At 59.8% G+C, this 26,443-nt stretch carries 19 protein-coding genes and 4 pseudogenes; 16 read left to right on the plus strand and 7 right to left on the minus strand.

The features are described 5' to 3' along the window. Positions 1 to 130 precede the first annotated feature (130 nt). From ABQJ48_RS30600 to ABQJ48_RS30615, 4 genes are all read left to right on the plus strand, one after another. Positions 131 to 1,291, plus strand: coding sequence for an EAL domain-containing protein (locus ABQJ48_RS30600; protein WP_367841697.1), 1,161 nt, complete (start codon positions 131 to 133; stop codon positions 1,289 to 1,291). A 315-nt stretch (positions 1,292 to 1,606) separates the two neighbouring features. Further along, positions 1,607 to 3,190 (plus strand): methyl-accepting chemotaxis protein, encoded by a 1,584-nt coding sequence (locus ABQJ48_RS30605; RefSeq protein ID WP_367841698.1) that lies wholly within the window; start codon positions 1,607 to 1,609, stop codon positions 3,188 to 3,190. Positions 3,191 to 3,500: 310 nt separating this feature from the next. After that, positions 3,501 to 4,814 carry a diguanylate cyclase domain-containing protein gene (locus tag ABQJ48_RS30610; protein ID WP_367841699.1) on the plus strand — a complete coding sequence of 438 codons (1,314 nt, stop codon included), beginning with the start codon at positions 3,501 to 3,503 and terminating at the stop codon, positions 4,812 to 4,814. Between the two features lie 102 nt (positions 4,815 to 4,916). Continuing rightward, the gene (locus tag ABQJ48_RS30615) at positions 4,917 to 5,102 is read left to right on the plus strand and encodes a hypothetical protein (protein ID WP_367841700.1); all 186 of its coding nucleotides are present in this window, start codon (positions 4,917 to 4,919) and stop codon (positions 5,100 to 5,102) included. 1,480 nt (positions 5,103 to 6,582) lie between these two features. Here the strand turns inward: ABQJ48_RS30615 and opgC are convergent. The 3 genes from opgC to ABQJ48_RS30630 all read right to left on the minus strand — a co-directional run bounded on the left by opgC (position 6,583) and on the right by ABQJ48_RS30630 (position 9,815). Beyond that, positions 6,583 to 7,701, minus strand: coding sequence for an OpgC domain-containing protein (gene opgC / locus ABQJ48_RS30620; protein WP_367841701.1), 1,119 nt, complete (start codon positions 7,699 to 7,701; stop codon positions 6,583 to 6,585). A 361-nt stretch (positions 7,702 to 8,062) separates the two neighbouring features. Then, on the minus strand, positions 8,063 to 8,797 hold the full coding sequence (locus ABQJ48_RS30625; RefSeq protein WP_367841702.1) for an IS6 family transposase: 735 nt from the start codon (positions 8,795 to 8,797) through the stop codon (positions 8,063 to 8,065). A gap of 268 nt (positions 8,798 to 9,065) precedes the next feature. Then, positions 9,066 to 9,815: a TetR/AcrR family transcriptional regulator C-terminal domain-containing protein gene (locus tag ABQJ48_RS30630; RefSeq protein ID WP_367841703.1), complete on the minus strand. Its 750-nt coding sequence runs from the start codon at positions 9,813 to 9,815 to the stop codon at positions 9,066 to 9,068. A 209-nt stretch (positions 9,816 to 10,024) separates the two neighbouring features. Between ABQJ48_RS30630 and ABQJ48_RS30635 the strand changes: the two genes are divergently transcribed. The 8 genes and pseudogenes from ABQJ48_RS30635 to ABQJ48_RS30670 form a co-directional block, all read left to right on the plus strand. Continuing rightward, a complete protein-coding gene (locus ABQJ48_RS30635; RefSeq protein WP_367841704.1) occupies positions 10,025 to 10,243 on the plus strand; it encodes a hypothetical protein in 219 nt (72 codons plus the stop codon). Between the two features lie 69 nt (positions 10,244 to 10,312). Beyond that, positions 10,313 to 11,626 (plus strand): Nramp family divalent metal transporter, encoded by a 1,314-nt coding sequence (locus ABQJ48_RS30640; RefSeq protein ID WP_367841705.1) that lies wholly within the window; start codon positions 10,313 to 10,315, stop codon positions 11,624 to 11,626. 285 nt (positions 11,627 to 11,911) lie between these two features. Further along, entirely contained in the window at positions 11,912 to 12,913 is a 1,002-nt protein-coding gene (locus tag ABQJ48_RS30645) for a VOC family protein (RefSeq protein WP_367841706.1), read from the plus strand. An 84-nt stretch (positions 12,914 to 12,997) separates the two neighbouring features. Next, complete coding sequence (locus tag ABQJ48_RS30650) at positions 12,998 to 13,537, plus strand: carboxymuconolactone decarboxylase family protein (RefSeq protein WP_367841707.1); 540 nt, start codon at positions 12,998 to 13,000, stop codon at positions 13,535 to 13,537. 28 nt (positions 13,538 to 13,565) lie between these two features. Next, positions 13,566 to 14,423 (plus strand): fumarylacetoacetate hydrolase family protein, encoded by an 858-nt coding sequence (locus tag ABQJ48_RS30655; protein ID WP_367841708.1) that lies wholly within the window; start codon positions 13,566 to 13,568, stop codon positions 14,421 to 14,423. A 15-nt stretch (positions 14,424 to 14,438) separates the two neighbouring features. Continuing rightward, positions 14,439 to 15,089, plus strand: a complete 651-nt coding sequence (locus tag ABQJ48_RS30660; RefSeq protein WP_367841709.1) for a polysaccharide deacetylase family protein — start codon at positions 14,439 to 14,441, stop codon at positions 15,087 to 15,089. Between the two features lie 126 nt (positions 15,090 to 15,215). After that, positions 15,216 to 15,646: pseudogene (locus tag ABQJ48_RS30665) on the plus strand (response regulator); the annotation flags it as partial. A gap of 619 nt (positions 15,647 to 16,265) precedes the next feature. Beyond that, positions 16,266 to 16,631, plus strand: a pseudogene (locus ABQJ48_RS30670) (DDE-type integrase/transposase/recombinase); the annotation flags it as partial. A 174-nt stretch (positions 16,632 to 16,805) separates the two neighbouring features. Here ABQJ48_RS30670 and senB read toward each other — a convergent pair. Then, positions 16,806 to 17,837, minus strand: coding sequence for a selenoneine biosynthesis selenosugar synthase SenB (gene senB, locus ABQJ48_RS30675; RefSeq protein ID WP_367841735.1), 1,032 nt, complete (start codon positions 17,835 to 17,837; stop codon positions 16,806 to 16,808). Between senB and senA the strand changes: the two genes are divergently transcribed. Further along, a complete protein-coding gene (gene senA, locus ABQJ48_RS30680) occupies positions 17,809 to 19,041 on the plus strand; it encodes a selenoneine synthase SenA (protein ID WP_367841710.1) in 1,233 nt (410 codons plus the stop codon). The genes senB and senA overlap by 29 nt on opposite strands. Before the next feature lie 150 nt (positions 19,042 to 19,191). Here the strand turns inward: senA and ABQJ48_RS30685 are convergent. Continuing rightward, a pseudogene (locus ABQJ48_RS30685) lies at positions 19,192 to 19,791 on the minus strand (IS6 family transposase); the annotation flags it as partial. A gap of 153 nt (positions 19,792 to 19,944) precedes the next feature. Then, positions 19,945 to 20,058, minus strand: a pseudogene (locus ABQJ48_RS30690) (IS6 family transposase); the annotation flags it as partial. Here ABQJ48_RS30690 and ABQJ48_RS30695 point away from each other — a divergent pair. Next, positions 20,037 to 20,384, plus strand: a complete 348-nt coding sequence (locus ABQJ48_RS30695) for a DUF2442 domain-containing protein (protein ID WP_367841711.1) — start codon at positions 20,037 to 20,039, stop codon at positions 20,382 to 20,384. The pseudogene ABQJ48_RS30690 and the gene ABQJ48_RS30695 sit on opposite strands and share 22 nt — an antisense overlap. On the opposite strand, the gene ABQJ48_RS30700 is transcribed toward ABQJ48_RS30695, so the two are convergent. Further along, complete coding sequence (locus ABQJ48_RS30700; protein WP_367841712.1) at positions 20,349 to 20,750, minus strand: hypothetical protein; 402 nt, start codon at positions 20,748 to 20,750, stop codon at positions 20,349 to 20,351. The two genes, ABQJ48_RS30695 and ABQJ48_RS30700, sit on opposite strands and share 36 nt — an antisense overlap. Positions 20,751 to 21,868: 1,118 nt before the next feature. Between ABQJ48_RS30700 and ABQJ48_RS30705 the strand changes: the two genes are divergently transcribed. Together ABQJ48_RS30705 and ABQJ48_RS30710 are read left to right on the plus strand one after the other, a co-directional pair. Further along, the gene (locus ABQJ48_RS30705) at positions 21,869 to 23,296 is read left to right on the plus strand and encodes an MdtA/MuxA family multidrug efflux RND transporter periplasmic adaptor subunit (RefSeq protein WP_367841713.1); all 1,428 of its coding nucleotides are present in this window, start codon (positions 21,869 to 21,871) and stop codon (positions 23,294 to 23,296) included. A gap of 18 nt (positions 23,297 to 23,314) precedes the next feature. Beyond that, positions 23,315 to 26,440, plus strand: coding sequence for an MdtB/MuxB family multidrug efflux RND transporter permease subunit (locus ABQJ48_RS30710; RefSeq protein ID WP_367841714.1), 3,126 nt, complete (start codon positions 23,315 to 23,317; stop codon positions 26,438 to 26,440). The last annotated feature ends 3 nt before the right edge of the window (positions 26,441 to 26,443 follow it).

The raw sequence follows: 26,443 nt of genomic DNA on the forward strand, positions 1-26,443 counted from the left end.
CTTTACCGAATCCGGATCATACAGGCCGTGCCGATGACGGATCCGATACTCGCCAAATATAGAAAATAGTTTGATACATGCAAATGAAGTCGCTGAAGTCTACGTGCCGGGGCGATCGGGATTATCGCAAATGACCGGGATCATTGGCGTCCTGAGCGTGAACATTGCGGAGAGCGTGCACCTGTCTGAAATCTTCGGTGATGAAGCAGGCCGCCAGGCGATGGCTGATTTTGGCGAAGCAGCAGATGGCGTGCTCGCGCGTTTGTTGGCTCAACATGCGGTGATTGACCGATATGGTTGCGCTGCCGATGGAAGGTGGGCGGCATGCTTTCGTGTCCTTTCGGACGGCCTGCCGCGCGATGCCAGGGAAGTGGCGGAGGCCATCGAACACGCAGGGCGCAACCTGATCCGGCAGTCACTGATGACTGTATTCGGCGGCGCGACGGGCGCTCGCATAACCGCCGACTTGTCCGTATTCCTCATGTCCCCCGAAACAGGCGAGCGGGATGCAAAGGCATGCTGGACTCAATGGACCGAAGACCAGTTGAGGTCTCAACCCCAACGTCACGTTGTGGACCAGGCAGGATCTTCTACCGACGTGACAGCGATTCTGACGGACCGCTGCATACAGACATTTCTGCAGCCGATCGTGCGCGTCAGCGATCGTGCGGTGGTTGGCTTCGAAGCCCTTTCCCGAGGTCCGCAGGGCTCACCTCTTGAACGCCCGGATAAGTTATTTGATGCGGCCTCCGCCGCCGGGCGTACCGTGGATGCGGAATTGTTGTGTGCCGAATTGGCTCTCGAGCGCACGAAAGACAAATTACCGCCAGACGCCTTCCTGACCATCAATTTGGGCCCGGATGCTTTGACCCTCGCGGCGGACAAGCTGGCGTTAGCCGGTAGACCGGAAGTGATGATCGAACTCACTGAGCACCTGCCCCTCAACGAAGCAGAGGGTTTGGTGGAAGTGGTCAATCGTTTGCGCACCCTGGGGATTCGGCTGGCTTTGGATGACACAGGATGCGGGTTCGCCGACTTCGACACCGTCCGCCTGTTGCGGCCGGACATCGTCAAACTTTGCATCACGGTGATTCGCAACGCCGACAAGGGATCGCACTTTATGGCCGCGATTCGTGAGTCAGCAGAGCGGCTCTGCAAGCGGGGTTGCCTGGTGCTCGCCGAAGGCGTGGAAAGAGAAAATCAGCATGCCGCATTGCAGGGTTGCGGTATCGAACTCGCCCAAGGCTGGCTTTATGGCAAGCCGGAGGCCGTCGAATCTGTCCTACGCTGAAGGTCTGAGCGCGTGGCACCGCAAGACAATCTCCAACGACCGCGAGAACCGAAGGCCTGCCGTACGCCGGTACGAACGATTCGACGAAGATCCGGGAATCCTGTCCGAGTGACAAAGCAACGGCAGGAAAACCGCAGTACGGGTGCGGAATAGGATAGTCAAAGTCAATTGACGACGGTATGGCAATACATAAAGATTATCAAAAGGGCTTTTTGTTGTTATTATTAGACCCGAACAGAGAGGGCGCGCCGCGCAGGGTGGCTTGGCCCGCAACGGCCCACACAAGTCAAGGCTACGTCAGCACACGGGGAACCCATGAACACAAACAAGAACACATTGAGCATTCGGGCGCGGTTGATCGCAGGGTTCGGCGTGGTTCTCATTGCGCTCGTCGCGCTGACTATCATCGCGATCAGCCGGGTCGAGATGGTTCGGGCGCGGCTCGACGACATCATCGACGTAAACGGCGTAAAGGAACGGTACGCGATCAACTTTCGCGGAAGTGTTCACGACCGCTCCATTGCGGTGCGTGATGTGACGCTTGTATCGGCGGCGGAACTGCCTTCGGTCATCAATCACATTAAGGTGCTCGCGAGCGAGTACGAGGAATCGGCCGGACCGCTCGCCAGGATCTACGCCGAACGTACCGACATCACAGCCGAGGAACGGGCGATCTATGCACGGGTCAACGCCGCGCGGGAGCGAAGCCTGCCGCTGATCCAGCAGGTGATCAGCCTCCAGCAGGCGGGCGACGTGGAGGGCGCGCGCAAGATCCTGCTCGATGATGCACGTCCCGCGCTTGTCGAATGGCTTGCCGGGATCAACGCGCTAATCGACTATCAGGAGCACCTCAACCAGCAGGAAAGCGCCGAGGCGCGGAAGATCAGCACCGATTTTCGCTGGTTGATGGGCGTGCTGACGCTGCTCGCGTGCGGGGTTGGCATCGCCATCGTCTACGCGACCGTGCGCAACATCACCCAGGCCCTCGGGGCTGAGCCGGGCGACGTGGTGGAACTGGCCGAGTCGATCCGTGCGGGCAACCTCGCGCGCCGAATCGAGTTGCGGCCGGGCGATACGTCGAGCGTGATCGCCGCGATGGCGCGCATGCAGCAAAGGCTCGCCGAAATCGTCACCCAGATGCGCGACGCCGCGCAGGGCGTCGCGGCCGCCACGGAGCAAATCGCGCTGGGTAACGCCGACCTGAGTACGCGCACCGAACGGCAGGCCGCCGAGCTCGAACAGGCGAGCGGCGCGCTCGAGGAGTTCGACTCCAGCGTTGCGGCCAATGCCCAAAGCGCGGGCAACGCCGACGAACTGGCAAAGCATGCTTCCGCTACGTCGGCACAGGGTGGCACCGTGGTTGGTCAGGTCGTGAACACGATGCGCGCGATCAGCGAATCGTCAAACCGCATTGAAGACATCATCTCCGTCATCGATTCGATCGCATTCCAGACTAATTTGCTGTCGTTGAATGCCGCAGTCGAAGCGGCGCGGGCCGGTACTGAAGGTCGCGGCTTCGCGGTCGTCGCCAGCGAGGTGCGCATGCTCGCACAGCGCAGCGCATCTGCGGCGAAGGAAATCAAGGAACTCATCGGCGCGAGCAGCGCGCGGATTAACGAGGGGGAGCGGCAGGTCGACGCGGCGGGCACGACGATCACCAACATTGTCGAAGCATCGCGGCGCGTGACGCACATCATGGAAGCGATGCACCAGGCTTGCCGTGCGCAGACCCAGCAGATCGGCGAAGTACGTGGTGTGATCGGGCACCTTGAGCAAAACACGCAGCAAAACGTGACGCTGGTGCAGCAGTCGGCCGCTGCGGCGCAGACGCTGAAGGAACAGGCGCAGGGTTTACTGGACTCGGCGCAGGTATTCACTCTTCCGTTTCACACGCATTGAACGAGCCGGTCGTTAATATATGGCTATAGGCAGAGATGTACTGGGCGCGGCGTCATCGATGTTGGAGCCGACCAATGGATTGAAAAACGCCTTAAGGGGTTGTCGTCTGATCGTCGGCTAGCATCACACATCCGTGGGCCATCTGTTCTCCCGACCTTTTGCCGTCGGAGGCGCCGGCCGATGCAGTTGAAGACTGGCTGGGGACCCGCGGGGTGCCGCTTGATGATGCTCCAGGCTTGGCGCATCATCTGCTTCGGCACTATGTCTGTCCCTGATATATCTGGCTCCGCGCTTCTCCGAGATCGCAGTCGTGAAAATCCTGTTTGCCGGCGTAACCCCTGCTTTTATTGCCTTCCTGAAGCCGGTCCTGTCTTTATCCGGCTACGACTTGATCGTCGCCTCCGATGGACGCGACGCACTCGATATGTTCTGCACTGAACGCGTCGATCTGATATTGATGGAGAGCGATCTGCCTGTCATGTCGGGACTCGAGATTGCGGGCAAGATCCGGGTGATCGAGGCGATGCAGGAATTGCCATGGACACCGATAGTTGTACTCACCGCTCCGGATTCATTGGAAAACCCTGCCACCGTTATTCAGGCTGGAGCTGACGATCTTGTTTCGCAAACAGCGCCTGAAGAGGTTTTGAAAGCGAAAATCCTCGCCATGGTCAGGACGTCGACAGTGAGGCGTCAACTGGAAACGGCGAACGGCACGCTGAACAATATCCTGAACTCGGTCAGTGAAGGGGTTCATGTCCTCGACATGCACGGCGTGATCATCGCCGAGAACGCCGCATCCATGATCATGTTTGGCTGGCAAGATGCCGACAGTCTGGTCGGAAGGCTCGGACACGACACTATCCACCACCATCACGCCGACAACTCGATTTTTCCTGTCGAAGACTGTCCGATCCATGCGACGCTATCGGATGGCAAGTACCGCCATGTCCTGGAAGACGTATTCTGGCGCAGGGACAATACCTGCTTTCCCGTTGAATACAAGTGCGCCCCCTTGCGCGATAACGCCGGCAACATGTATGGGGTAACCGTGGTTTTTCGAGATATCTCAGAAAGAAAGAAAGCCGAGCAGCACATCATCTATCTCACCCAGCATTGCCCCCTCACCGATCTCCCTAACCGCATTCTGTTTGCCGACCGGCTCAAGCAGGCAATACTCAACGCAAAACGTTCGCGTACGAAATTCGCCCTGCTGTTTGTCGACATCGACGGGTTCAAGCCGGTCAACGACCGCTACGGCCATGCCGTGGGCGACATGTTGCTGCAGCGCATCGGCAAGCGTATGAAGCAATGCCTACGCGAGTCGGACACTATCGCGCGCATCGGTGGAGACGAATTCGTCGCCATTTTACCGGCCGTGAATGAGGCTGAAGACGCGGTTTCGATCGCCGAAAAGCTGCGTCAGTCTGTCGAAAAACCCTTTGCAGTTGAAAGTTGCATCCTGGGGGTTTCGGCCAGCGTGGGCGTGGCTGTTTATCCGGACGACGGACTGGACGAACAGACCCTGCAGGTCAATGCCGACCACGCGATGTACCAGGCCAAAAGCCGCGGCGGCAATGCCGTCGTTCTAAATGCGGCGGGCATCGCTGGCAAGTGCGCCTGAATCTTTTTTCAACTTCGACGCGTCCGCGTTGCCGGGGCGACGATGCGCACGGCGGATTCAACCGGTCGATGCAACACAATAGAAGCTGCGTGAGCAGCGGGAGTGAAACGCAACCGCGCCAGCCACTTGCGGATCGCGATCGATGGAACGGTGCTAAGCGCCAACCAGTTCCAGGAAGTTCGAAAGTTTGAAGTCATCGCCGGCAGGGTCGAGCGAGATGGCCAGATGGTGTTGAAGATCGCTAATTCTGCTAGCGGTGCCCATAAGGGCGCTAATGGTGTCCATTAATTCTGCTAGCGTGGCTTTTCCAGCGGTACACGAACACTCTGCTTGGAACGACTAACTAGGCGCAGCACGACACTTCGGTTGTCGCCGTCAAAGCACGCACTTAATAAGTAATCCGATATAAGGCAAAAAAAAGTCCAGCCCTGTATGGTGTTTTCGTTCACCTCAAAAGATTGGCACCGCCTGAATATCGAAATAAATGACCTTCGTCAATCTCCCTTGCCGCCGCCTGTGGCTCGCGGACCTGTCGCGTCGATCGGCAGCCACATTAGCCGAATTAGAGAACATGACGAAAGGGGCAAATGCAGACCCACGGTTTGAATCAGACATCTGCCGACCAAATTTTACTCGCTTGCCAAATAAGGATTCCTATTTGCTAAGGATGGCTTCTCCACGCCACGCCTTATCGCGACAAAACCCAAACATTGCCCATGACTCAGTCTGGACCGATTTTGGTTTACTACGACGGCTCAGCCGAGGCCAAGTGTGCACTTGAGCGCACCGGCAAACTGGCTTCGTCCTGCGGCAAAAAAGTTCACGTGCTCGTAGTCACCGACACTGTCTCGGCGGTCGCATCGAGTGCGGGAATGCTGATTGGCGCCGCATACAATGTCATGGCGGCAGCGACATCCGTCGTTCTCGACGAAGCGGTGCTTCAATGCAACTGGTTTCACCAGTGGCACCGCGGCTCTGTCGCTTGCGAACTCCGCATATGTCCATTTCACGAACTACGAAGTGAACGCGCATTACAACCTTACCCCTGCATCGCTCTCCGTTGCCGCATAGCTCTTGAGCTTGTCGGTGATCAACGTACGCGGCGCGCGTCCGTGCTTGCTGAGCAGCTTGCGCATCGGGTGCCTGGCCTCGTGCCGGTCCCGTGACTTTCTCGTTGTGGCGGAGATGTATCTGGGTCCAGGCGAAAAGACGCAGGGGTAACACATATGCGGTCAAATCAGAAACGGTTCGCCCGTCGCGGGCCAAACCGTTTCTTGCCTAGGCCGGCCTTGGCGCTGCGGCACGCTTAATTCTTGAAAACGAGTTTCATGTAAATCCAGGTGGAAGTTAGGGAGTGTCAGATTAAGAGCGATGCAATGCCTCGAATCACTGCGATGCAAGTACATTTTAACGTATCACCGACCTCGCATCGGCGAACCGGTATCTAGCATGCGCGACGCAAACTCTCGCGCACCAACACAGGCAACCGCTAGCGGCCTTGCAACCGGCCTGCATTTCATCGTGAAAGTTGACCGGGCTGCCCCTGAACCTTCCGTGCGGCTTCTCGATGCACAGGTCAGCGGGAACTTTTAGTGCGGTCACGCCAGCTCGCGTATCGCATCATTGCACGCGTTCGCGATGTCGTTGATAAGACCGGCTCCTTGTTCGTAAGGATACCGAATCGGTTATTTACCGTTGCCTGAGTCATGACGGGCCGTTTGCGCAACGTTCATCGCGCCAAGGCGGCGGCAATGAACCTTTGGCATCCTTATCGGCCAATTGTGTGTGGCCGCCGCAGTACTGGTCCGTCCGCCTTGAGCCTGGCGCTAAAGATGGCGACGGCGAGCACCGCTGCGATCGTCAAGAAGTCTGCCGATAGCGCCGCGGCAACCGCTTGCGTGCGTGTATGAAAAGTGGGCGCCGCGACCTGCAGCGCGGTGTCGGCAACGATCGAAGTGAGCGTTCCCCAGATAAAACAGGTCAGTCCCTGGCGACCGACCGTGACAATCGGCGGTAGCGCCGCGGCAAGCCGGTCGATCCATCCGAACCGACCCAACTGGGCGACAAGCCAGGCGATCGAGACAAAGCTGACGACTCTCAGGGAACTCAGGTGCTGTTTCAAATAGCCCGCTTCCGGCTGGTTCTCGATCAGCAACTTGTAAGTGGCGAAAGCCAGCGCTATGGCGAGCGCGATCCACGTCAGCCGCAGTCCGGCGCGCGAGGCCTGGAAGACGGGGGACACCGGATGCAGCCGGCACAGCATGCCAAACACAAACATCAACTGCCACGCGAATGGATCGAATGACCAGCCGATAGGATCGGCGCTCGGCAGCAAATGCGAAAGCGAGGGAGCGCACAACCACAACGCCAGGCTCGCCAGCAGAGCGGTGACCGGCCGCCGGCGAATCGCCGGTGCGACCAGCGGCACGCACAGCGCGAACCCTATATACATCGGCAGCACCGCAGCCAGATCAGGCTGGCGCCGTAGCATGGCGATATCGAGCAGCGTTTGGAATGGCCGGACCAAAAACAGTTGCGCATCGGTGTAGGTAAGTGCGGCGGTGTGGATGTGCAGCGCGAGCATCGCCAGGCCGCAAAGCAGCATCAGAGCGGCCGTCAGGAGATAGCCGCGATAAATTTCCCCGCTGCGTTTTACAAAGCGGCGATAGGCCTGCACTGCGCCACCGCCCGCTGTCATCGCGCAATAAGCGGCCGCGCTCGCATAGCCGCCGAAAAAGACGAAGGCCTCGGCCGCGTCGCAAAATGCATAGGCATGCAGTGTCAGATGCGAGAGCGCGCTCTGCGAGTCGTGATCGAGTGTGATCACGATCAGCGCGAGGCCGCGCAGGAAATCGACGCTCGTTGAACGAGCAGGATCTCGACTCATGGTGACCTCCGCTTGATGCTGTGTGGACATGACGATGCGGGCCGCGGAGAGCTTTGCGCCGGGCCGGCAGCGCAGCCGCCACGGCTGTTCACGAATCGGCTCGCGTCGGATCTAGCTCGAAGAGACAAAAAGCGTGCTCACGGTCGACTCCCTGCGTGCGAACACGAGAGCCGCCGTCGCCTGTCAATCGCCACAGCACAGCAGTAGTCTAGACGCACCATCTGGACAGGACGCTGACGTGTACATGTCAAACGCGTCAGCCACTGGGGCCGGAGTCGTCGGAGGCCGGGTACAGATAACCTCCGGGCATTGTCACGTTGGCGTGTTGATGACGCGATAGCCGATAGAGCGTACCGCTGGCTCAGAAGTCGGACGGATCTTGGGTAAGCCCGGTGAAGCGATGCCACGTAGCAAAGCGTACGGCGAGCTGTTTGCGATACAGTGATGCACGCAGTAAATGTCGCTTGAGCGCGAAGTGCTGGCGGATCGGTCCGAAGCTCGACAGGAAAGCTTGCGTGCGTTTCGGGTCGCGGAAGCCACGCATCCGGCGCTCGCGTTCACGCGTAGGCTGATGGCTGTTTTCGGCACGGTTGTTCACCCGTGCACTCGCTTTGACGAAAACGTGTTTGACGTTTGCCAGTTCGGCAATTTCGGCCTTCGCCGCCGGATAGCTGCGCAACTGGTCGGTGACGATCTTGCCCGGCACTTTGGGACACGACGCCAGCACGCGCTTGAAAAACCGCTTGGCCGCAGCCTTGTCGCGACGCTTCTGCAACAGGATATCGAGTTCAGCGCCGTGCTGATCGACTGCTCGCCACAGCAAATAAGGCTCGCCGCGCAGCGTAACAAACACTTCGTCCACATGCCAGGTGGTACCCGCCTTTCGGCGAACCGCTTTGACGCGATGCGCGAAGCCAGCCCCAAACTTGTCGCACCAACGCCGGATCGTTTCGTAACTGACAATCACCCCGCGCTCGAACAGCAGCTCTTCGATATCACGAAGGCTGAGCTGAAAACGAAAGTACCAGCGCACCGCATGGCTGATGACCACCGCCGGGAACCGATGTCCGTGATAGAGCGATTTGGCTTTCTTCATCGCGCTATCTTACGCGACCGCTTTGGCATCGTGACAATGCCCCGCAACCAGTTGTGTGATTCGAGGGAGGTAAGTCTCGAGTGCGCCGGTATGATGCGATCCGGCAATGGTGAGGGTTACGACGCCGTGAGTTTTTACTCGACAGGTAGCCGTTTCGATTGCATTGTCCAGAAACCACGCTCCTGGAAGGGTGCGACCTCGCCACGATACGCAAGCTCCGCGGTCAGAGATCACTTCGTGGCTACCTGTCTTAAGCGACGCGTCTGCGTCATCGTCGCGCGCGTGCGCCTACACCTTCAACCGATCCGGAAGTGCGGCGGCCGGCCGCCGCGGTGTGCTGCCCACCGCTCGAAACATTTTGTTCCCGCTCTTGAGCGAACCCGTTCAGGAAAGCTTCGACGACTGAGTGAACCTTTGCCTCGACGACCGACGCCTTCGGTGGGCGCATGATTCCAAGCAGGAGTTGTTGCGGAAAATCGAATGCCATCATGTCGTGAAAGAGGATGGCAGCCTCCCGTGCGTCGCAAGCACGCAGTTCCCCGCGTGCCTGGCGCTCTTCGAAGAACTTTGTCATTGCCTCGTAAAATATACGTGGCCCCTGATCAAACCACGTCTGCCCCACTTGTGGAAAGCGACTCGATTCGGCAATGGCCAGGCGCTGCACTGCGATAGTTCGGGGATGCAGCACGGCCTTGTAGAACGTTTGACCGATCTTGGTCAACGCCTGACGCAGAGGCAGCGAGAAGCCCTCAGAGGCCAGGATTTCGCCGGATATCTCGCGGCTAAGATTTTCGAGCGCAGCGATGAAGAGGCCCTCTTTGCCCTTGAAGTGCTTATAGACGTTCGACTTGGAGCCGCCTACCTCGGCAACGATCTCATCCAGGGTGACGCGGTCGTAGCCGCGCGCCAAGAACATGTCTGCTGCGGTGGTCAGTAGTTCGCGGCGTCTTTGCGTCGATCTGCTCACCGGTAGACGCGATGGGAGTTTCTTCTGGGCAGGCGTCTTTCTAGGGGGCATGCAAACCTTCCTTGCGTTTTCAAACAAACTTCTGACGGAAGCGGGACGTATAAACACTTGCATTTTAGCAGGCGCCAACGCCGCCTATCTCCTATGCGCCGGTAGTCAAGCCTGAACAATTCACATTCACTCCTGGTGGGTTCAAGCGCTTGCAGCGGCGACGCGGCAACAGCGAATCTCCGGCTCGGCCCGCGCCTCTGAAGGACGCTTTGAAGGACGGAGAAACCAAGTCTGCAAAGGTCGCCCTTGCCGCTTCCGTCAGCGTCATCGAAATCTCTCTTGACAATACCCGTTGGTACGACCAGCTCAAGGATTTCCCTGCTAATCGTTTGCCGATATCCCATCGCCGAAAACGACCATTAATGATGGTTTACCCCAGTGTCATGTTTCCGGATGCGAAATCTTATATACTAGACAAACAGTACTGATCAGTACTCTATATAGACTTCTTGGTACCGACCTGTTTTACGCAAGTGGACTCTCAGAGATTCGACGCAATGGATAGTGTCAAAGTACAGCTGGGGCTCACCGAACGGACTATCCAGGCCATCGGCGAGGTCCTGGCAGGGCGCAGAATCTCCGGACGCGCCAACTTGCTATTTGCCGGACCGGCGGTGATCGCTTCGATCGCCTACATGGACCCCGGTAACTTCGCCACGAACCTTCAGGCAGGTGCCCGATTCGGCTACGCACTGCTTTGGGTAGTGCTTGGTGCCAACGTTGTCGCGATGCTGTTTCAGGCGCTGTCGGCCAAACTGGGTATGGTCACGAATCGCAACCTCGCCGAAGTGTGCCGCGAGCAGTTTCCGGCACCCCTGGTTTATGCGATGTGGGGGATCAGCGAGATCGCGGCGATGGCAACGGATCTCGCGGAGTTCCTGGGCGGCGCGATAGGTTTGTCGCTGCTTTTCCATCTGCCGTTGCTGGCCGGCATGGTGGTTACCGGACTTATTACGTGCGCAATCCTGATGGTCGAAAAGCGCGGATTTCGTCCGATCGAGTTAATCATCGGCTGTCTTGTCGCTGCCATTGCATTGTCCTATTTGGCCGAACTGTTCATGGTTCACATAGCGTGGAGAGCCGCCGCACGCGGGACGTTCATGCCGCAGTTACCTAACAGTGACGCGCTGACCGTCGCGGTCGGCATGTTCGGCGCCACGGTGATGCCGCACGCCATCTATCTGCATTCCGGCCTGACGCAAAATCGCGCGCCGGCGCGCACTGATGCCGATCGCGGGAACCTGCTGCGATTCTCCAACTTCGAGGTGATGATTGCGCTGACACTCGCGGGTCTGGTCAACATGGCAATGGTGGTCATGGCCTCCGGTGCGTTTCATGCGGGTCATCCTGACGTGGGTGACATCGAAACGGCGTATCACACCTTGACGCCCTTGCTCGGCGCTGGCGCGGCGGGTGTCTTCCTGATTGCGCTACTCGCCTCCGGTGTTTCGAGTTCGGTCGTCGGAACGATGGCGGCCCAAATGATCATGCAAGGTTTCGTAGGGTTTCGTATCCCGATCTGGTTGCGCCGGATTGCGACGATGGTGCCGGCGTTTGCGGTCATAGCGTTCGGTGTCAATGCAACGGATGCACTCGTCTATAGCCAGGTGGTACTGAGCTTCGCGTTGCCGGTCCCCATGGCCGCATTGGTGATCTTTACATGCCGGCGCGACATCATGGGACCGTTCGTGAACAGTCGGCTTGTGTCGGTCGCTGCGATTCTAGGCACCGTGGTAATTTTGTTTCTTAACACCATTTTCCTGCTTCAGACCTTCGGTGTGAGCATACCGGGCTTGCCTGGTGCCGGATGACGGGAGAGCGCATAGCGTCCATATGCGATTGCGGTCCGCCGGCGACAATATAGGAGAATACGATGTGCTTAAGACGGGGAATGGTGTTGAAAGCAGCAACATTCGCAGTCCGATGAATCGCGTGAGGATTCGTCACAGGGTGGGGGAAATCATGGCGTTAGATGCATGAATTTAACTACCTTAATGACGTACACGAGACATGTTCAAAGCCGGTTCTCGTGAAGAAGGCTGTTCAAATTAAGAAGCTACGCCCCAAACCATTCGTCAGGAAGCCAAGGAGATGCGATGATCCAGATACCCAAGACAGCCCGGCCCGCACCGTTTCAAGTGACTCGTGCGAGCCACCTTACCTTTACCGTCCGTGACCTGGCGCGAAGCCGCGATTTCTATACGGAAGTCGTTGGCCTGACCGTTAGTGACGAGGACAATGACACCATCTATCTACGAGGCGTTGAAGAGCGGTCACACCATAGCTTGATCCTGAAGCGCACCACTGATGCGCCCGCGTGTATCAGGACTGGTCTGCGGACATTTGACGACGAGGACCTGGATAAAGCCAAGTTCTACTTCGAAAAGCGTGGAATCAAAGCCGAATTCGTCGATGCACCGTACCAGTCACGCACCCTGCATGCTTCGGACATCAGCGGAACGCCGCTGGAGTTTTGCTCCGCCATGCCCCGCGTCGAAAGAGTCGACCAGAAGTTTGAAAGCATTCGGGGCGGGGGTGCACTTCGCTTCGATCATTACCAGGTCACGGCCCCCGACGTACAACGGGCAGCAAGTTTCTACGCCGATTTTGGGTTTCGAATCCTGGATTATATGGTCGTCGCAGAGCAGCCGATCGGCGTCTTCTTGCACAGCAAGGATTCCCAATACGACATAGTTTTTATCAGGCGGCCAGGCCCCGAGTTGCATCATTTTGCATACGTCGTCCACGGTATCAATGAAATCATGAAGGCTTGCGATGTCGCGGGTAGTCTGGGCTTTGGCGACAACGTGGAGTTCGGACCGGGCAGGCACAGCCTGGGCCATTCGTACTACGTCTACCTGCTCGATCCGGACGGTCATCGCATCGAATTGCTGCCGCCGCCGATCTACTGCGGCGATGCGCAAGACGAGCCAATCGTCCACGACCTGACCGGCATTTCCCGGGTGACCGAGTCGTGGGGGCTGCCGCCGCGGTTGACCTGGCTGACGAACGCCTCCCCCTTCCGTGGCGTGGATCGCACGAGCCCGCTGCCGGGAGGGCCGGAGCCGTCCCTGGAGGCCTATCTGGGCATGAGTTGAGGCTAGTTGGCGTAGTCGAGTAGCTGATCGTTGCTCATGGGAGCAACGGTCAATCTCTTTTGAAAAAAGTGAAGGTTTTTAGATATGGCACGCATCCCCTATGTGAGCAGGCAGACCATACCGGACGGCAGAACGGATCTCTATGACCGGCTGATTGCTGAACGGGGCCCCAATCCCGAAAACATTTTCCTGGCACTGGCGAACGCCCCGGCACTCACGGAAGCGGTTCTTGGAATGGCAACCGCGCTGCGCAAGCAGACCACTTTCCCCAGAGTCTTCCGCGAACTTGCAGTCGTGACCGTAGGGCTCGTGGCCAATGCGCCGTATGAAGTGGACCACCATTGGAATGCGGCTTTGAGCGCGGGCGTGCGACGCGAACAGCTCGAGAGCCTGCAGGACTTTGAGGAGTCGGCACACTTCACGGCCGAGGAGCGCGCTGTGATTCGTCTGGCGAGGGAAGTCAGCCTCGAGGGTCATGTCACGGACAGCACGTGGGACGCTGCTGGGTTCCTCGGTCCGCAACAACGCCTCGAGCTACTCGTGACAATCGCCTGGTACAACTGCGTCGTTCGTATTCTTCTGCCCTTGCAGATCGAAAAAGAACCGTGGTTCGTGCGCCAGTAATTTTCCCGCCTGGATAAGGAAGTACCCGATGAAACTGCTTCGCTATGGGCCTCAGGGCCACGAACTTCCCGCCATACTCGCCGCCGATGGCTCGGTGCGCGCTTTGAGCCCGATTGTCAAAGATATCGACGAGTCCGTGCTGTCGGCTGATGGCATGCGCTTTCTCGAAGCACTTGACCCATTGAAGCTGCCGAAGGTGGACGCCCCTGGACGGATCGGCTCGCCACTTGGCGACGTTAAGGAAATCATCGCCGTTGGGCTGAATTACCGCCAACATGCGGTGGAAGCCAGCCTGCCGATCCCTTCCGAACCGGTGGTCTTCTTTAAATCGACGTCGTCGATTTGCGGACCCGGCGACGACATTCTGTTGCCGCCGGGCTCGATCAGCACCGACTGGGAAATCGAACTCGGGATCGTCATTGGCAGCGCCGCCTCGCGTATCGGCAAAGAGGAGGCACGCAAGTGCATTGCCGGCTACGTGATGGTCAACGACGTGTCCGACCGGCATTGGCAAGTCGAGCGGGGTGGTCAATGGAGCAAAGGCAAGAGCTTTGATACCTTCACGCCGCTCGGCCCTTGGATCGTGAGTGCGAGCGAGTTGCGCGAGCCCGGGGCGCTCGAACTGAAGCTCGATGTGAACGGCACCGCGCGCCAGCGCGGCAACACAGCCGATATGATTTTCGATGTCGATACGATCGTCAGCTATTGCAGCCAGTTTATGACATTACGCCCAGGACATCTCATCATTACCGGAACACCGGCGGGCGTTGGCTTTGGCATGACGCCGAAAACGTATCTGGCGCACGGCGACATCGTCGAGATGTCGATAACCGGGCTCGGTACACAACGTCACTGCGTACGTGCCGGCCGATCTGCCGCTGCGTAGCGCAGAACATGGACTATGAAGAAAGTTACCCTTACGTTCGATAACGGCCCGACCCCGGGCGTCACCGAGTCGATTCTGGACATCCTGGCCGAGCGCGGTATCAAATCGACGTTCTTCGTGCTTGGGAACCGCATCGGCAATGCTGAGGGCGCGGCTTTGCTTGACCGGATAGTCGCGCACGAGCACAAGGTCGGTAATCACTCGTTCAGTCATTCCGTCGCGTTCGGTGATAGCACCGAGTCAGGTTATGCGACACGTGAGATAGGAGACACGCAGGCGCTGATTGCCGCACGGGGTATATCGGAGCGACTTTTTCGCCCTTTTGGCAATTTCGGTCTCCTGGGGCCGCATCTTCTTAGTGAAGAAGCACTGGCTTATCTGGTGCAGCACCGTTTCACGTGCCTGGCGTGGAACAGTGTGCCGCACGACTGGGATGATCACGACCATTGGGTGGAACGCTGCTTGTCGGACGTTGCCAAACTGGACTGGACGGTAGTTGTCTTGCACGATATCGAAAACGCTTCGCTGAAAAGACTGCCTGAACTACTCGACCGTCTTGAGAACGAAGGCGTCGAAGTCGTTCAGTCCTTTCCGGAAGAAGTTGTGCTGATCCGAGATGGGGAGCTGACGTCGTTAAAACCCAGCCACGTGGCGGGACGCACCTGAGCTCCGTGTACCGTCCAGCGACATGACCGCTCGGCCAGCTGCGAAGTGTCTCGCTGCTACTGCCCTCAACCCGGACGTAGGTAAGAGGTTGATCCCACCGGTTTTCGACATCAAATTGATCGTGCAATGCGGATACTCATTATCGAGGACGAGCCGAAGATGTCGTCCTATCTTCAAAAGGGCTAACGGAAGCAAGCTTCACTGTCGATACCGCTGCGGACGGGAAAAACGGCCTCTTCCTGGCACTACATGAAGAGTTCGATCTGATCGTGCTCGACGGGGTGCTCCCGGAACTGAGCGGGCTTGAGGTGCTCAAGCGCTTGCGGATGGCGAAGAACACGCCGGTGCTATTGCTCACCGCACGAGACACGGTCGACGACAAGGTCGCCGGCTTCGAATTGGGCGCAGACGACTACCTCTCCAAACCGTTTGCTTACGTCGAATTGCTCGCGCGGATTCGCTCGCTCATTCGCCGGGCACCGTGTGCGACACGCGATGTCCTGACCGTAGGGGATCTCGAAGTCAATCCGATCAGGCGAAAGAGCAAACCCGCAAACGCCGGCTCTGTTGCAAATAGGGCCGGCAAATCGGTTAGAGTTGTCTGAGCAAAACGAACTGATGACCCGCGATGAGCAGAAAATTTTCAACCTGCTTTCCTATTTGCACCAGAACCCCTTCGAGCAGATGATGATTCGCCGATCTGTCTCTCATGCAGGGACCGCCAGATTAGCGATTCCGGAGCAGCCGATACGTCCATCGTGAGGCGCATCGCTGCGCTCAGGTATGACCGAACTGGTGGGGGTAGCGAAGCTTTGAGGACAAACCTAATGCTCAGAGGGAAGGCGCAAGCGGGCGCCGGATGGTTTCCGTTGACCTTGAATTGAAACGGATCATTTCGGACTCCACTGGGCGTGCCCAGCCACCCGCATATCCACCGTTCATCAATGTAACTGCGTAACCGGCGGACACAGTGCCGTAGGCATAGTGGAACCTTGGCTCACTAGGATGTGACTGACACACCGGCTTTGACCGCGCTCCCTTTCGGAGAATTCAATGCTCAGCCACCACGAGATTTCCACACTGCATCTTGTACAGCGCTCTCCCGCGCAAGTCAAAGCGCTAGGCTTGGATACGACAGTGCTCCGGCACGAGCGGCTGATCGAGATGGAGTTTCTCAAGCTGGCGTCGTGTCCCAAAGTGCCGGGCAAGATCGTCACCGACCAGTTGCGCAGCTATCCGGCGGCGAAGGCCGAAATTGCCGAACTGGCAAACGTCAAACACGTTTTCGTCAAAGCGAGTGCACGGGTGAACAACCGTGCCGAAAACAGCCATCAGCCTACGCGTGAACGCGAGCGCCGGATGCGTGGCTTCCGCGACCCGAAACGCACGCAAGCTTTCCTGTCGAGCTTCGGACCGATCCGCCAGCACTTCGCGCTCAAGCGACATTTACTGCGTGCATCACTGTATCGCAAACAGCTCGCCGTACGCTTTGCTACGTGGCATCGCTTCACCGGGTCTACCCAAGATCCGTCCGATTTCTGAGCCAGCGGTGAGTTCTATCGGCTATCGCGTCATCAACACGCCAACGTGACAATGCCGTTTGTGTCTCTGGTGTCCTGCCGCATTCGTTACATCGATCCGGCGCACGGGAGAAGAAAAGCGTTGCATTTCGCCGATGTCATGCAGCTGACCATCTCGAAGGAAGGTGACTGTGGCTTACCCCGACCTAGCTCCAGCTGACTGAGATCTCTGCGCCAAGGCATCGCTGATCAAACCTGTAACGTCCGCCTCTTCCCGTGCAGGAGCAAACAGTGGCGCCCGACGGGTACATTGCTTCTGCAGCGCCGTCAGGAATGCGCAGTCCCGGCTCACCCGATCGAGCAGCCGGGCCAGCGCCTGGTCGTCGCCGGGGGGGAAATAGCCGTCGTAGTCGCGGCCCAGCATACCGACGTTGCCTGGAATGCAGCTGGCCAGCACCGGTACGCCCGCATTCACCGCTTCGATGATCACGTTCGCGCCTCCTTCCATCACACTCGAAATGACCATCGCGTCCGCGTTGGCAATGCGTCGCAGCGTAGCGCCATGCGACAGCCCACCGTCCCAGACGTACCGCTGCACCGTGGGCCATGTCCGCGCTTGCAACGCCTGCGCCGCGAGCCGATACTCCTCTTCCAGCGCGCGACCGATATGGATCAGTCGCACTCGCGAATCGTCGGGCAGCCGTTCCAGTGCGCGCATCGGTGTGCGCGGATCTTTCTCTGTGCGCATATGACCCACCAGCACCACGTCGAAGGTTCGCCGTCCGCGAATTGCGGGAATATCTGATTTGGGCGCCGGAGCGGACTGGTAAATGACACGGCATTTCGCGCGATGTGCAGCAGGCATTTCGGCCAGCCCTTCTTCCTGCAGCACGACCAGATGTGTAGCGAGGTCGAGCGAACGGCGCGCGGAATCGTCCACGCGAATGTCCCGGTAGAGATCGGTGCCGGTAAGCACGACCACCAGCGGACGATCCGGGCAGGCATCGGCAAACCTGGCGATAGTCGGAGCCGACCGCCGGGCGTGCAATGCGATCAGACAGGCCGGTGGCTCCTGCAGTGGCTCGGCCGCAGGCCACTCGGCGCCAAGTGAAACCTGATAGCCTGTGCGCAGGAACCTGAACCAACGATATGCGGTCTGCCAGTTTCCGTTGTTGGCGCTACGCAGTGCAGGGCTGGCAATGAAAATTCTGGCCATTGGAGGACGGATGAGGTTACAAATTAACCCAGCGGGAACACGTAAACTGGACAAGACCCAGCTGGATGCGGCATTTGTCGATGCTCACCGGCGCACATGGGCCATCCTCGCGGACCTGACACCCGCGCAGATGCAGGTGCCCTGCGATCCCGGGATCAATCCGCCATTGTGGGAGTATGCGCATATTTCCTGGTTCACGGAGTACTGGATACTGCGGGATCCGCAACGGGACTCGCAGGGCCGGTTCGCGCCCACCCGCCTCTCGCTGCTGGCAGACGCGGACCGATGGTTCGATTCGGGTCGCGTGGCTCACGACGTTCGCTGGCATCTGAACCTGCCGCCGCTTGCACAGATTATCGACTACACAGGCGCAGTGCTGGAATATGTACGCACAAAACTGGCGGCAGTCACGAATTCTGACGAGGATCTCTATTACTTCCGTCTTGCCTTGTACCATGAGGACATGCATGCCGAGGCACTGACCTACATGCGGCAGACGCTGGACTATGCCGCGCACGCACCTTTGGCGATGTCGCCCGTCGAGCGTTCCTCTGGCGCGGGCGAAATCGCGATTGAGGGCGAGACGTTCCTGATCGGAGGATCGCGTGACGAAGGATTCGTGTTCGACAACGAAAAATGGCGGCACGCCGTGCCGATTGGGCCGGTGCAGATCGACCGCCAATGCGTGAGCAACGCCCGGTTTGCAGAGTTCGTTGCGGCGAACGGCTATCAGGATGAACGCTGGTGGTCGAACGACGGAATCGCGTGGTTGACGGCCTCCGGGTTGAAGGCGCCGCGGCGGTGGCGCGAAGCGGCACGCGGCGGCTCCGCACGATGGGAGCATCGCTGGTTCGGGCGCTGGGAACCGCTGCCCCTATCACTGCCGGTTTGTCACGTCAACGCGTACGAAGCGGAAGCCTTTTGCCGCTGGCGAGGCCGGCGCTTGCCTACGGAGGCCGAATGGGAGTATGCGGCTTGCAATGGGCTGATCGAGTGGGGCGACTCGGTCTGGGAATGGACGGCTGGTCCGTTCGCGCCTTATCCGGGCTTTTCGGCGGACCCATATGAAGACTATTCGGCTCCGTGGTTTCATACGCACCGAAGCGTGCGCGGCGCGTCGTTCGCCACACACGATCGAATGCGTAATCCCCGATACCGAAACTTTTATCTACCGCACCGCAACGACATTTTTGCAGGGTTGCGTACTTGCCTGTGAAGAGGCCGCTGGCATTCCGTCTCACGCGCTATGCGAAACACATGGTGCCGCTGCGACGAGCGCTTGCAGTCCTTGACTCTGAGAGAAAGCGACAGGTTTTGTCGCGATAAGGCGTGGCGTGGAGAAGCCATCCTTAGCAAATAGGAATCCTTATTTGGCAAGCGAGTAAAATTGGTCGGCAGATGTCTGATTCAAACCGTGGGTCTGCATTTGCCCCTTGGCGATCATGTGCATCAACTCTATACCGCCGAGCAGAATGCGAGCACATCGGAAATCCTTGAAGTCCATCATGGATCGCGTTCGGCGTTTGATCGCCCGATGATCCTGCTCCACGATGTTGTTCAGGTACTTCGCCTGACGAACCTTCATGGGCTGCTCCCGGCCGGCGTTGATGCTCTCGAGCGCCGCCAGGTTGGCTCCGCTTTTGTCGATGGTTACCGTCCCGGGCTCGCCGTTGTGTCTGATTGCCTTCTCAAAGTACCGCCGTGCCGCAACCTTGTCCCGGTGGGCTCGCAACAGGAAATCGACGGTGGCTCCGTCCCTATCCACGACCCGGTACAGGTATTGCCACTGGCCGTTAATCTCGATATACGTTTCGTCCATGCGCCAGCTCTTGCCCACCGGGTGCTTGCGTCGCCGAAAGAGCTTCTCCATCACCGGCAGCAACTTCACCGCCCATCGGTGCACGGTTGAACGGTCGACCGAGATTCCGCGCTCCGACATCATCTCTTCGAGATTTCGCAGGCTCACCTGCGAGTCCACGCAGACGGGTGACAGGCCTGGGAAAACTCATATTTTCCGCGTGGGCACATCGATGCCGTTGGCCCGTGAGGATCCACCTTCTTTTGCTCCCACGCTCACGGGCGGGACGCGTTCATTTCATTCTTCGAGATTGCGCAGACTCAGTGAGTAGGCCACGTGCCACCGCACGCACAACAACATCACATTCAGGGGGTAGTGCAGGCGTTTGAGCACCGTGCCGATGCATGGAGGCAGTGTCTTCTTCGTTTTTGCCATTGCGCGCCCGTCAACAATATGGAGTGGCGAATCTTGCCGCAGAGCTTTACTGCGACACTACCGACGAAACTGCAGAAGGTATCGTGATGACACCGTTCGCAACAGACCTGCTGTTTGACGAAATCAGCTTCACCGTCGTCCTGGGCGACGGCCGCAGGCTCAAAATTCCACTACGGTGTTTCCCGCGACTGGCCGCGGCAACGCCTGGACAACGCGACGGATTCCGCATCTCCGCCTCAGGCGCGGGTCTGCATTGGGACGCCCTCGACGAAGACATCAGTGTCGCCGGATTACTTCGCGGCCAGATGGATGAAAATGTCCGGTGAATCTGAGCCGGCTTTCGACACACGCCCGGTAGCCGATGAGGGATCACCATCGAGCAGTTCGCGCAACCGGGCAATGATCCAGTTCATTTCGACTACATTGCACCAGTCCTTGCCCACGATAGCGTCCCCGATGCGCCCAAGCACCACATCGTGAGCCTTCTGCGGGTACTTTGCGGCGTCCTTCCGGGCGGGCACCATCAGTTGCAGTGCCAGGTCCTCACATATCTGCCATCGGTCCAATCGCTCTTCTTCGGTCAGTCCGACGACAAACTGGACGTCGATCATGCGCGCCGCCAGCTTCGGCTGTGCCCCGGCGAGCGCGGCTGGCGCGACATCATGCGGAAAGTCGTCAGGTACCTTCGTCATTTCGCCTCCCAACACACGAGGTGGTGGTTTGCAGGACGTGGGCGATAGGCTCAACCGCCCTTATCAGGCTCGAACGTGGAAACCAGGAACGAACGATACGAACCGGACCTGCGGGCCAACGCCGCAGGACTCTCACCGCCGCCCTCTTCTGCCCGTCCAGAGTCAAGTTTACGCCAGATGTAAAAGGCACTCCCGGCCGACGCGCCCGGCGTTGTGTTCTTATGCTGGAAGCATCGGGCGCTCTGATAGCTCTTTCCCTGACAAATGCTGCACCGCATCACGTATTTTACCGTTGGAGCAGACTATGTTGTGTGTTAACGCGTCGTTATCGATTGGTGCAGACTTTGTTGTGCGTCAATAAGAACGAAAAAAAAGCGTCACGTTGCCGTGACGCCTTAAAAAGTTCTAGCCATTCCGAGGGCCGTGCTAGAACCTGAGAGACGGTCATTCGAAAGTTGGGCCGCCGCTGCGATACCCGCGCGGGCCTTGACGAGCAACGGGGGGAAGATGCTGGAGCGGACACTGCGGAGCGTGGCGAGTTCAGAACTGCAGGAGCGAAATCTGTAATCGTCTTTCGAGATAGAAGCGGATTCTTTACGGTTATGCTGACTAAGTCAAGCAAAATTAGAGCGGGCCTCATTCGTGCCGGCAAAACGTCCCGGCACTATTCGGCGCATGGGTGCCGCGCCTCGAGATTGGCTCACGGATGAATCTGAGCCACCCGGCGATGTCCCGCATACCTCGCAGCGCGGACATAGCCGGAAGGCGACCTGCTGAGCCGGACTACGCCTTCGCCTGACCCGACTGTAACGCTCGTAATCTACAGAAAAATCCGCAGGTGGACTGTTACGGACCCCGCAACGTAGGATCATGCATTTCCGTCGCAAAGCGCTCGCCCGGCGAGTCGCCATCCGCATCGAAAACCGCTTGCCAACCTGTGATGCGCCGCGTTGCGCTAACATCTCTGCCCTGCGCCCCGGGTAGCATCGCGCTGAACAAGCACGGCGCACCCGCTGTCGAAGCCGCCTGCCATGCCGCGCCCGCCGGTCCGACGAATCTTTGTATCGCCGCGACCGCCCCGAGCGGCTCACATCCAAGTTAGCCACCTGACCGAACCGATGGACGAACAGCAAAAGCATTCGGAATCCCAACGCCCTGCCGCTCCGGCTTCACCACCGTCCTCCCGCGGCACCACGACGGGCGCGCCCGACGAGCCTCCCGGCGCAGTCAAGCCTCGCCGCGGCCGCAACATCGCACTGATCGTCGCGGCCCTGGTGATTCTCGCTGTCGCGCTGTGGCGCTGGCATCCGTGGGCCGGCCCGGGCGCCGGCGCCAGCGCGGCGAGTGCGGCCAGCGGCGCGTCGGGCAGCCGCAGCGGCGGCCGGGGGGGCCGCGGCGCCTTGGCCAACATGCCGCAGCCGGTCCATGTGGCAACCGCCACGCAAGGCGAGATGCCGGTGGTGCTGACCGCGCTCGGCACGGTCACCCCGCTCGCCACGGTCACGGTGCTGCCGCAGTTGAGCGGCGTGTTGCAGGACGTGTATTTCAAGGAAGGCCAGATGGTCAAGAAGGGCGACGTGCTCGCCCAGATCGATCCGCGTCCGTATCAGATCTCGCTCGAGAATGCGCAAGGCACGCTGGTGCGCGACGAGGCGCTGCTGGAGACCGCCCGCCGCGACCTGAAACGCTATCAGACGCTGCTTGCGCAGGACTCGATCGCGAGCCAGCAGGTGGACACGCAAGCGTCGCTGGTACGGCAATACGAGGGCACCGTGAAATCCGACAAGGCGAACGTCGATAGCTTCAAGCTCGATCTCGTCTACGCGCGCATCACGGCGCCGGTGTCCGGCCGCGTCGGGCTGCGCCAGGTCGACCCGGGCAACTACGTGACGTCGAGCCTCAGCACCGGCATCGTCGTGATCACGCAGTTGGACCCGATCAGCGTGATTTTCACCACCTCGGAAGACAACCTGCAGCAGATCATCCAGCACACGCAGAACGGCGAGCAACTCTCTGCCACCGCGTACGACCGCAGCAACACCCGGTCGCTCGCAGCCGGCACGCTCAAGACGATGGACAACCAGATCGACACGACCACCGGCACCGTGCGGCTGCGCGCGATCTTCCCGAACGACGGCAACAGGCTGTTTCCCAATCAGTTCGTCAATACGCGTCTGTTGGTCGACACCATCAAGGACGCAGTCATCGTGCCGACTACCGCCGTGCTCAACGGCTCGATGGGTCAGTTCGTGTACGTCGTGAAGCCGGACAATACGGTCACGGTGCGCCCTGTCAAAACCGGCCCGGTGGACGGCGAACGCACCAGCATCAAATCGGGCCTGCAGGTCGGCGAGCGCGTCGTGACCGACGGCTCTGACCGGCTGCGCGAAGGCGCGAAGATCACGATTCCGGCCGACCGGCCGCGCGCCGCCTCCGGCATGCGCGGTGCAAGCGGTGGAAGCGGCGCGGCAACCGCTTCGGGTGCAGCGGGTGCATCAGGCGCCCACGCGCATCATGGCAGACACGCATCGCAAGCTTCGCAATAAAGGCACGGCACTGATCGCATGAATCCATCCCGCGCTTTTATTCTGCGTCCCGTCGGCACTGCGCTGCTGATGGCGGCGATCATGCTGGTCGGCCTCGTCGCGCTGCGCTTTTTGCCGCTGTCGGCGCTGCCTCAGGTCGACTATCCGACCATCCAGGTGCAGACGTTCTATCCGGGCGCGAGCCCGGAAGTGATGACCTCGTCCGTGACGGCGCCGCTCGAGCGGCAATTCGGCCAGATGCCGTCGCTCAATCAGATGTCGTCGCAAAGCTCGGCCGGCTCGTCGATCATCACGCTGCAATTCAGCCTCGATCTGCCGCTCGACATCGCCGAGCAGGAAGTCCAGGCCGCGATCAACGCGGCGGGCAACCTGCTGCCCTCCGACCTGCCCGCGCCGCCGATCTACGCGAAGGTCAATCCGGCCGACGCGCCGATCATGACGCTCGCGATCACCTCGAAGTCGCTGCCGATGACCCAGGTGCAGGACATGGCCGACACCCGTCTCGCGCAGAAAATCTCCCAGGTCGCGGGCGTGGGTCTGGTGAGCGTGTCGGGCGGCCAGCGCCCGGCGGTGCGGATTCAGGCGAACCCGCGCGCGCTCGCCGCGTACGGCCTCAATCTGGACGACCTGCGCACCACCGTCTCCAACCTGAACGTCAATACGCCGAAGGGCAATTTCGACGGTCCGACGCGCAACTACACGATCAACTCGAACGACCAGTTGACCGACGCCGACCAGTACCAGAGCGCGGTGATCGCATACAAGAGCGGCCGTCCGGTGATGTTGACCGACGTCGCGAAGATCGTCCAGGGCGCGGAGAACACCAAGCTCGGCGCGTGGGTCGACGGCACGCCGGCGATCATCCTGAACGTGCAGCGCCAGCCGGGCGCCAACGTGATTCAGGTGGTGGAACACATCAAGGCGCTGCTGCCGCAATTGCAACAGGCGCTGCCCGCAGCGCTCGACGTGCAGATCGTCACCGACCGCACCACGACGATCCGCGCATCGGTGCGCGACGTGCAGTTCGAACTGGCGATGTCGGTGGTGCTGGTGGTGCTGGTGATGTACCTGTTCCTCGCCAACGTCTATGCCACCATCATTCCGAGCCTGTCGGTGCCGCTGTCGCTGATCGGCACGCTAGCCGTGATGTACCTGTGCGGCTTCTCGCTCGACAACCTGTCGCTGATGGCGCTGACCATCGCCACCGGCTTCGTGGTCGACGACGCGATTGTGATGATCGAGAACATCGCGCGCTACGTCGAGGACGGCGATCCGCCGCTCGAAGCGGCCCTGAAGGGCTCGAAGCAGATCGGCTTCACGATCATTTCGCTGACCGTATCGCTGATCGCCGTGCTGATTCCGCTGCTCTTCATGGGCGACGTGGTGGGCCGCTTGTTCCATGAATTTGCGATTACGCTGGCGGTGACCATCGTGATTTCGGCGGTCGTCTCGCTGACGCTCGTGCCGATGATGTGCGCGAAGCTGCTGCGCCACACGCCGCCGCATGACAGCCACCGCTTCGAGGCGAAAGCGCACCGCTTCATCGACTGGGTGATCGCCCGCTATGCGGTCGCGCTCACGTGGGTGCTGAACCGGCAACGCTCCACGCTGGTGGTCGCGCTGCTCACGCTGGTGCTGACCGCAGTGCTCTATGTGTTCATTCCGAAGGGTTTCTTCCCGGTTCAGGATACCGGCGTGATCCAGGCGATCACGCAGGCGCCGCAGTCGGTGTCGTATGCGTCGATGGCCGAGCGCCAGCAGGAACTCGCCGCGCAGATCCTGAAGAATCCGGACGTCGAAAGCCTGACCTCGTTCATCGGCGTGGACGGCAACAACATCACGCTCAACAGCGGCCGCATGCTGATCAACCTCAAGCCGCGCGACGACCGCAGCAACACCGCGAGCGAGGTGATCCGCCAGTTGCAGAAGGACGTCGCGCATATCGCGGGTGCGTCGCTCTTCATGCAGCCGGTGCAGGATCTGACGATCGACTCCACCGTGAGCCCGACGCAGTACCAGTTCATGCTGACCGATGCGAACATCAGCGAATTCACGACGTGGGTGCCGAAGCTGGTCGACCGGCTGAAACAGGCGCCCGAACTCGCGGACGTGGCGACCAATCTGCAGGACAACGGCCGCTCGGTGTTCATCCAGATCGACCGCCCCACCGCGTCGCGCTTCGGCATCACGCCAGCCACCATCGACAACGCACTGTACGACGCGTACGGCCAGCGCATCATCTCGACCATCTTCACCCAGTCGAACCAGTACCGCGTGATTCTGGAAGCCTTGCCGGAGATGCAGCACTACACCGACTCGCTCAACTCGATCTACCTGCCCTCTTCCACGTCGACAGGCGGCCAGGTGCCGCTGTCGGCGGTCGCGAAGTTCGTCGAACAACCGGCGCCGCTGCTCGTCACGCATCTGAGCCAGTTCCCGGCCACCACGGTGTCGTTCAACCTCGCACCGGGCTCGTCGCTCGGCGCGGCGGTCAAGGCGATCGCTCAGGCGCAGAAGGACATCGGCTTGCCGGCATCGTTCCAGACGCGCTACCAGGGCGCGGCGCTCGCGTTCCAGGCGTCGCTGAGCAACGAGCTGCTCCTGATTCTCGCGGCCATCGTCACGATGTACATCGTGCTCGGCGTGCTCTACGAGAGCTTCATCCATCCGATTACGATTCTCTCCACGCTGCCGTCGGCGGGGGTCGGCGCGTTGCTCGCGCTGCTGATCACGGGGCATGATCTGGACATCATCGGCATCATCGGGATCGTGCTGCTGATCGGCATCGTGAAGAAGAACGCGATCATGATGATCGACTTCGCGCTGTACGCCGAGCGCGAGGAAGGCAAGCCGCCGCGCGAAGCGATCTACCAGGCGTGTCTGCTGCGCTTTCGGCCGATCCTGATGACCACCCTTGCCGCACTGCTCGGCGCACTGCCGCTGATGCTCGGCACCGGTGCAGGTTCGGAGCTGCGCCGGCCGCTCGGTATCGCGATCGCGGGCGGGCTGATCGTCAGTCAGCTGTTGACGCTGTTCACCACGCCGGTGATCTACCTCGCGTTCGATTCGCTCGGCCGCCGCGCGCGCGAGCGCTTTAACCGCGGCAAGCCGACGGCGCCGCCCGCCGCCGATGCGGGGACCTGAGCG

Origin of the sequence: Paraburkholderia suaedae, assembly GCF_040812055.1 — a bacterium.
In the GTDB taxonomy this organism is placed as follows: Bacteria; Pseudomonadota; Gammaproteobacteria; order Burkholderiales; family Burkholderiaceae; genus Paraburkholderia.

What these genes read in the sequence shown, in the direction of transcription:
- ABQJ48_RS30600 (WP_367841697.1), top strand. Translation starts at nt 131, where the DNA reads ATGACCGGGATCATTGGCGTCCTGAGCGTGAACATTGCGGAGAGCGTG.
- ABQJ48_RS30630 (WP_367841703.1), bottom strand. Translation starts at nt 9,815, where the DNA reads ATGCCCCCTAGAAAGACGCCTGCCCAGAAGAAACTCCCATCGCGTCTA.
- opgC (WP_367841701.1), bottom strand. Translation starts at nt 7,701, where the DNA reads ATGAGTCGAGATCCTGCTCGTTCAACGAGCGTCGATTTCCTGCGCGGC.
- ABQJ48_RS30655 (WP_367841708.1), top strand. Translation starts at nt 13,566, where the DNA reads ATGAAACTGCTTCGCTATGGGCCTCAGGGCCACGAACTTCCCGCCATA.
- senA (WP_367841710.1), top strand. Translation starts at nt 17,809, where the DNA reads ATGAAAATTCTGGCCATTGGAGGACGGATGAGGTTACAAATTAACCCA.
- ABQJ48_RS30640 (WP_367841705.1), top strand. Translation starts at nt 10,313, where the DNA reads ATGGATAGTGTCAAAGTACAGCTGGGGCTCACCGAACGGACTATCCAG.
- ABQJ48_RS30710 (WP_367841714.1), top strand. Translation starts at nt 23,315, where the DNA reads ATGAATCCATCCCGCGCTTTTATTCTGCGTCCCGTCGGCACTGCGCTG.
- ABQJ48_RS30645 (WP_367841706.1), top strand. Translation starts at nt 11,912, where the DNA reads ATGATCCAGATACCCAAGACAGCCCGGCCCGCACCGTTTCAAGTGACT.
- ABQJ48_RS30650 (WP_367841707.1), top strand. Translation starts at nt 12,998, where the DNA reads ATGGCACGCATCCCCTATGTGAGCAGGCAGACCATACCGGACGGCAGA.
- ABQJ48_RS30625 (WP_367841702.1), bottom strand. Translation starts at nt 8,797, where the DNA reads ATGAAGAAAGCCAAATCGCTCTATCACGGACATCGGTTCCCGGCGGTG.
- ABQJ48_RS30700 (WP_367841712.1), bottom strand. Translation starts at nt 20,750, where the DNA reads ATGACGAAGGTACCTGACGACTTTCCGCATGATGTCGCGCCAGCCGCG.
- ABQJ48_RS30705 (WP_367841713.1), top strand. Translation starts at nt 21,869, where the DNA reads ATGGACGAACAGCAAAAGCATTCGGAATCCCAACGCCCTGCCGCTCCG.
- ABQJ48_RS30605 (WP_367841698.1), top strand. Translation starts at nt 1,607, where the DNA reads ATGAACACAAACAAGAACACATTGAGCATTCGGGCGCGGTTGATCGCA.
- ABQJ48_RS30660 (WP_367841709.1), top strand. Translation starts at nt 14,439, where the DNA reads ATGAAGAAAGTTACCCTTACGTTCGATAACGGCCCGACCCCGGGCGTC.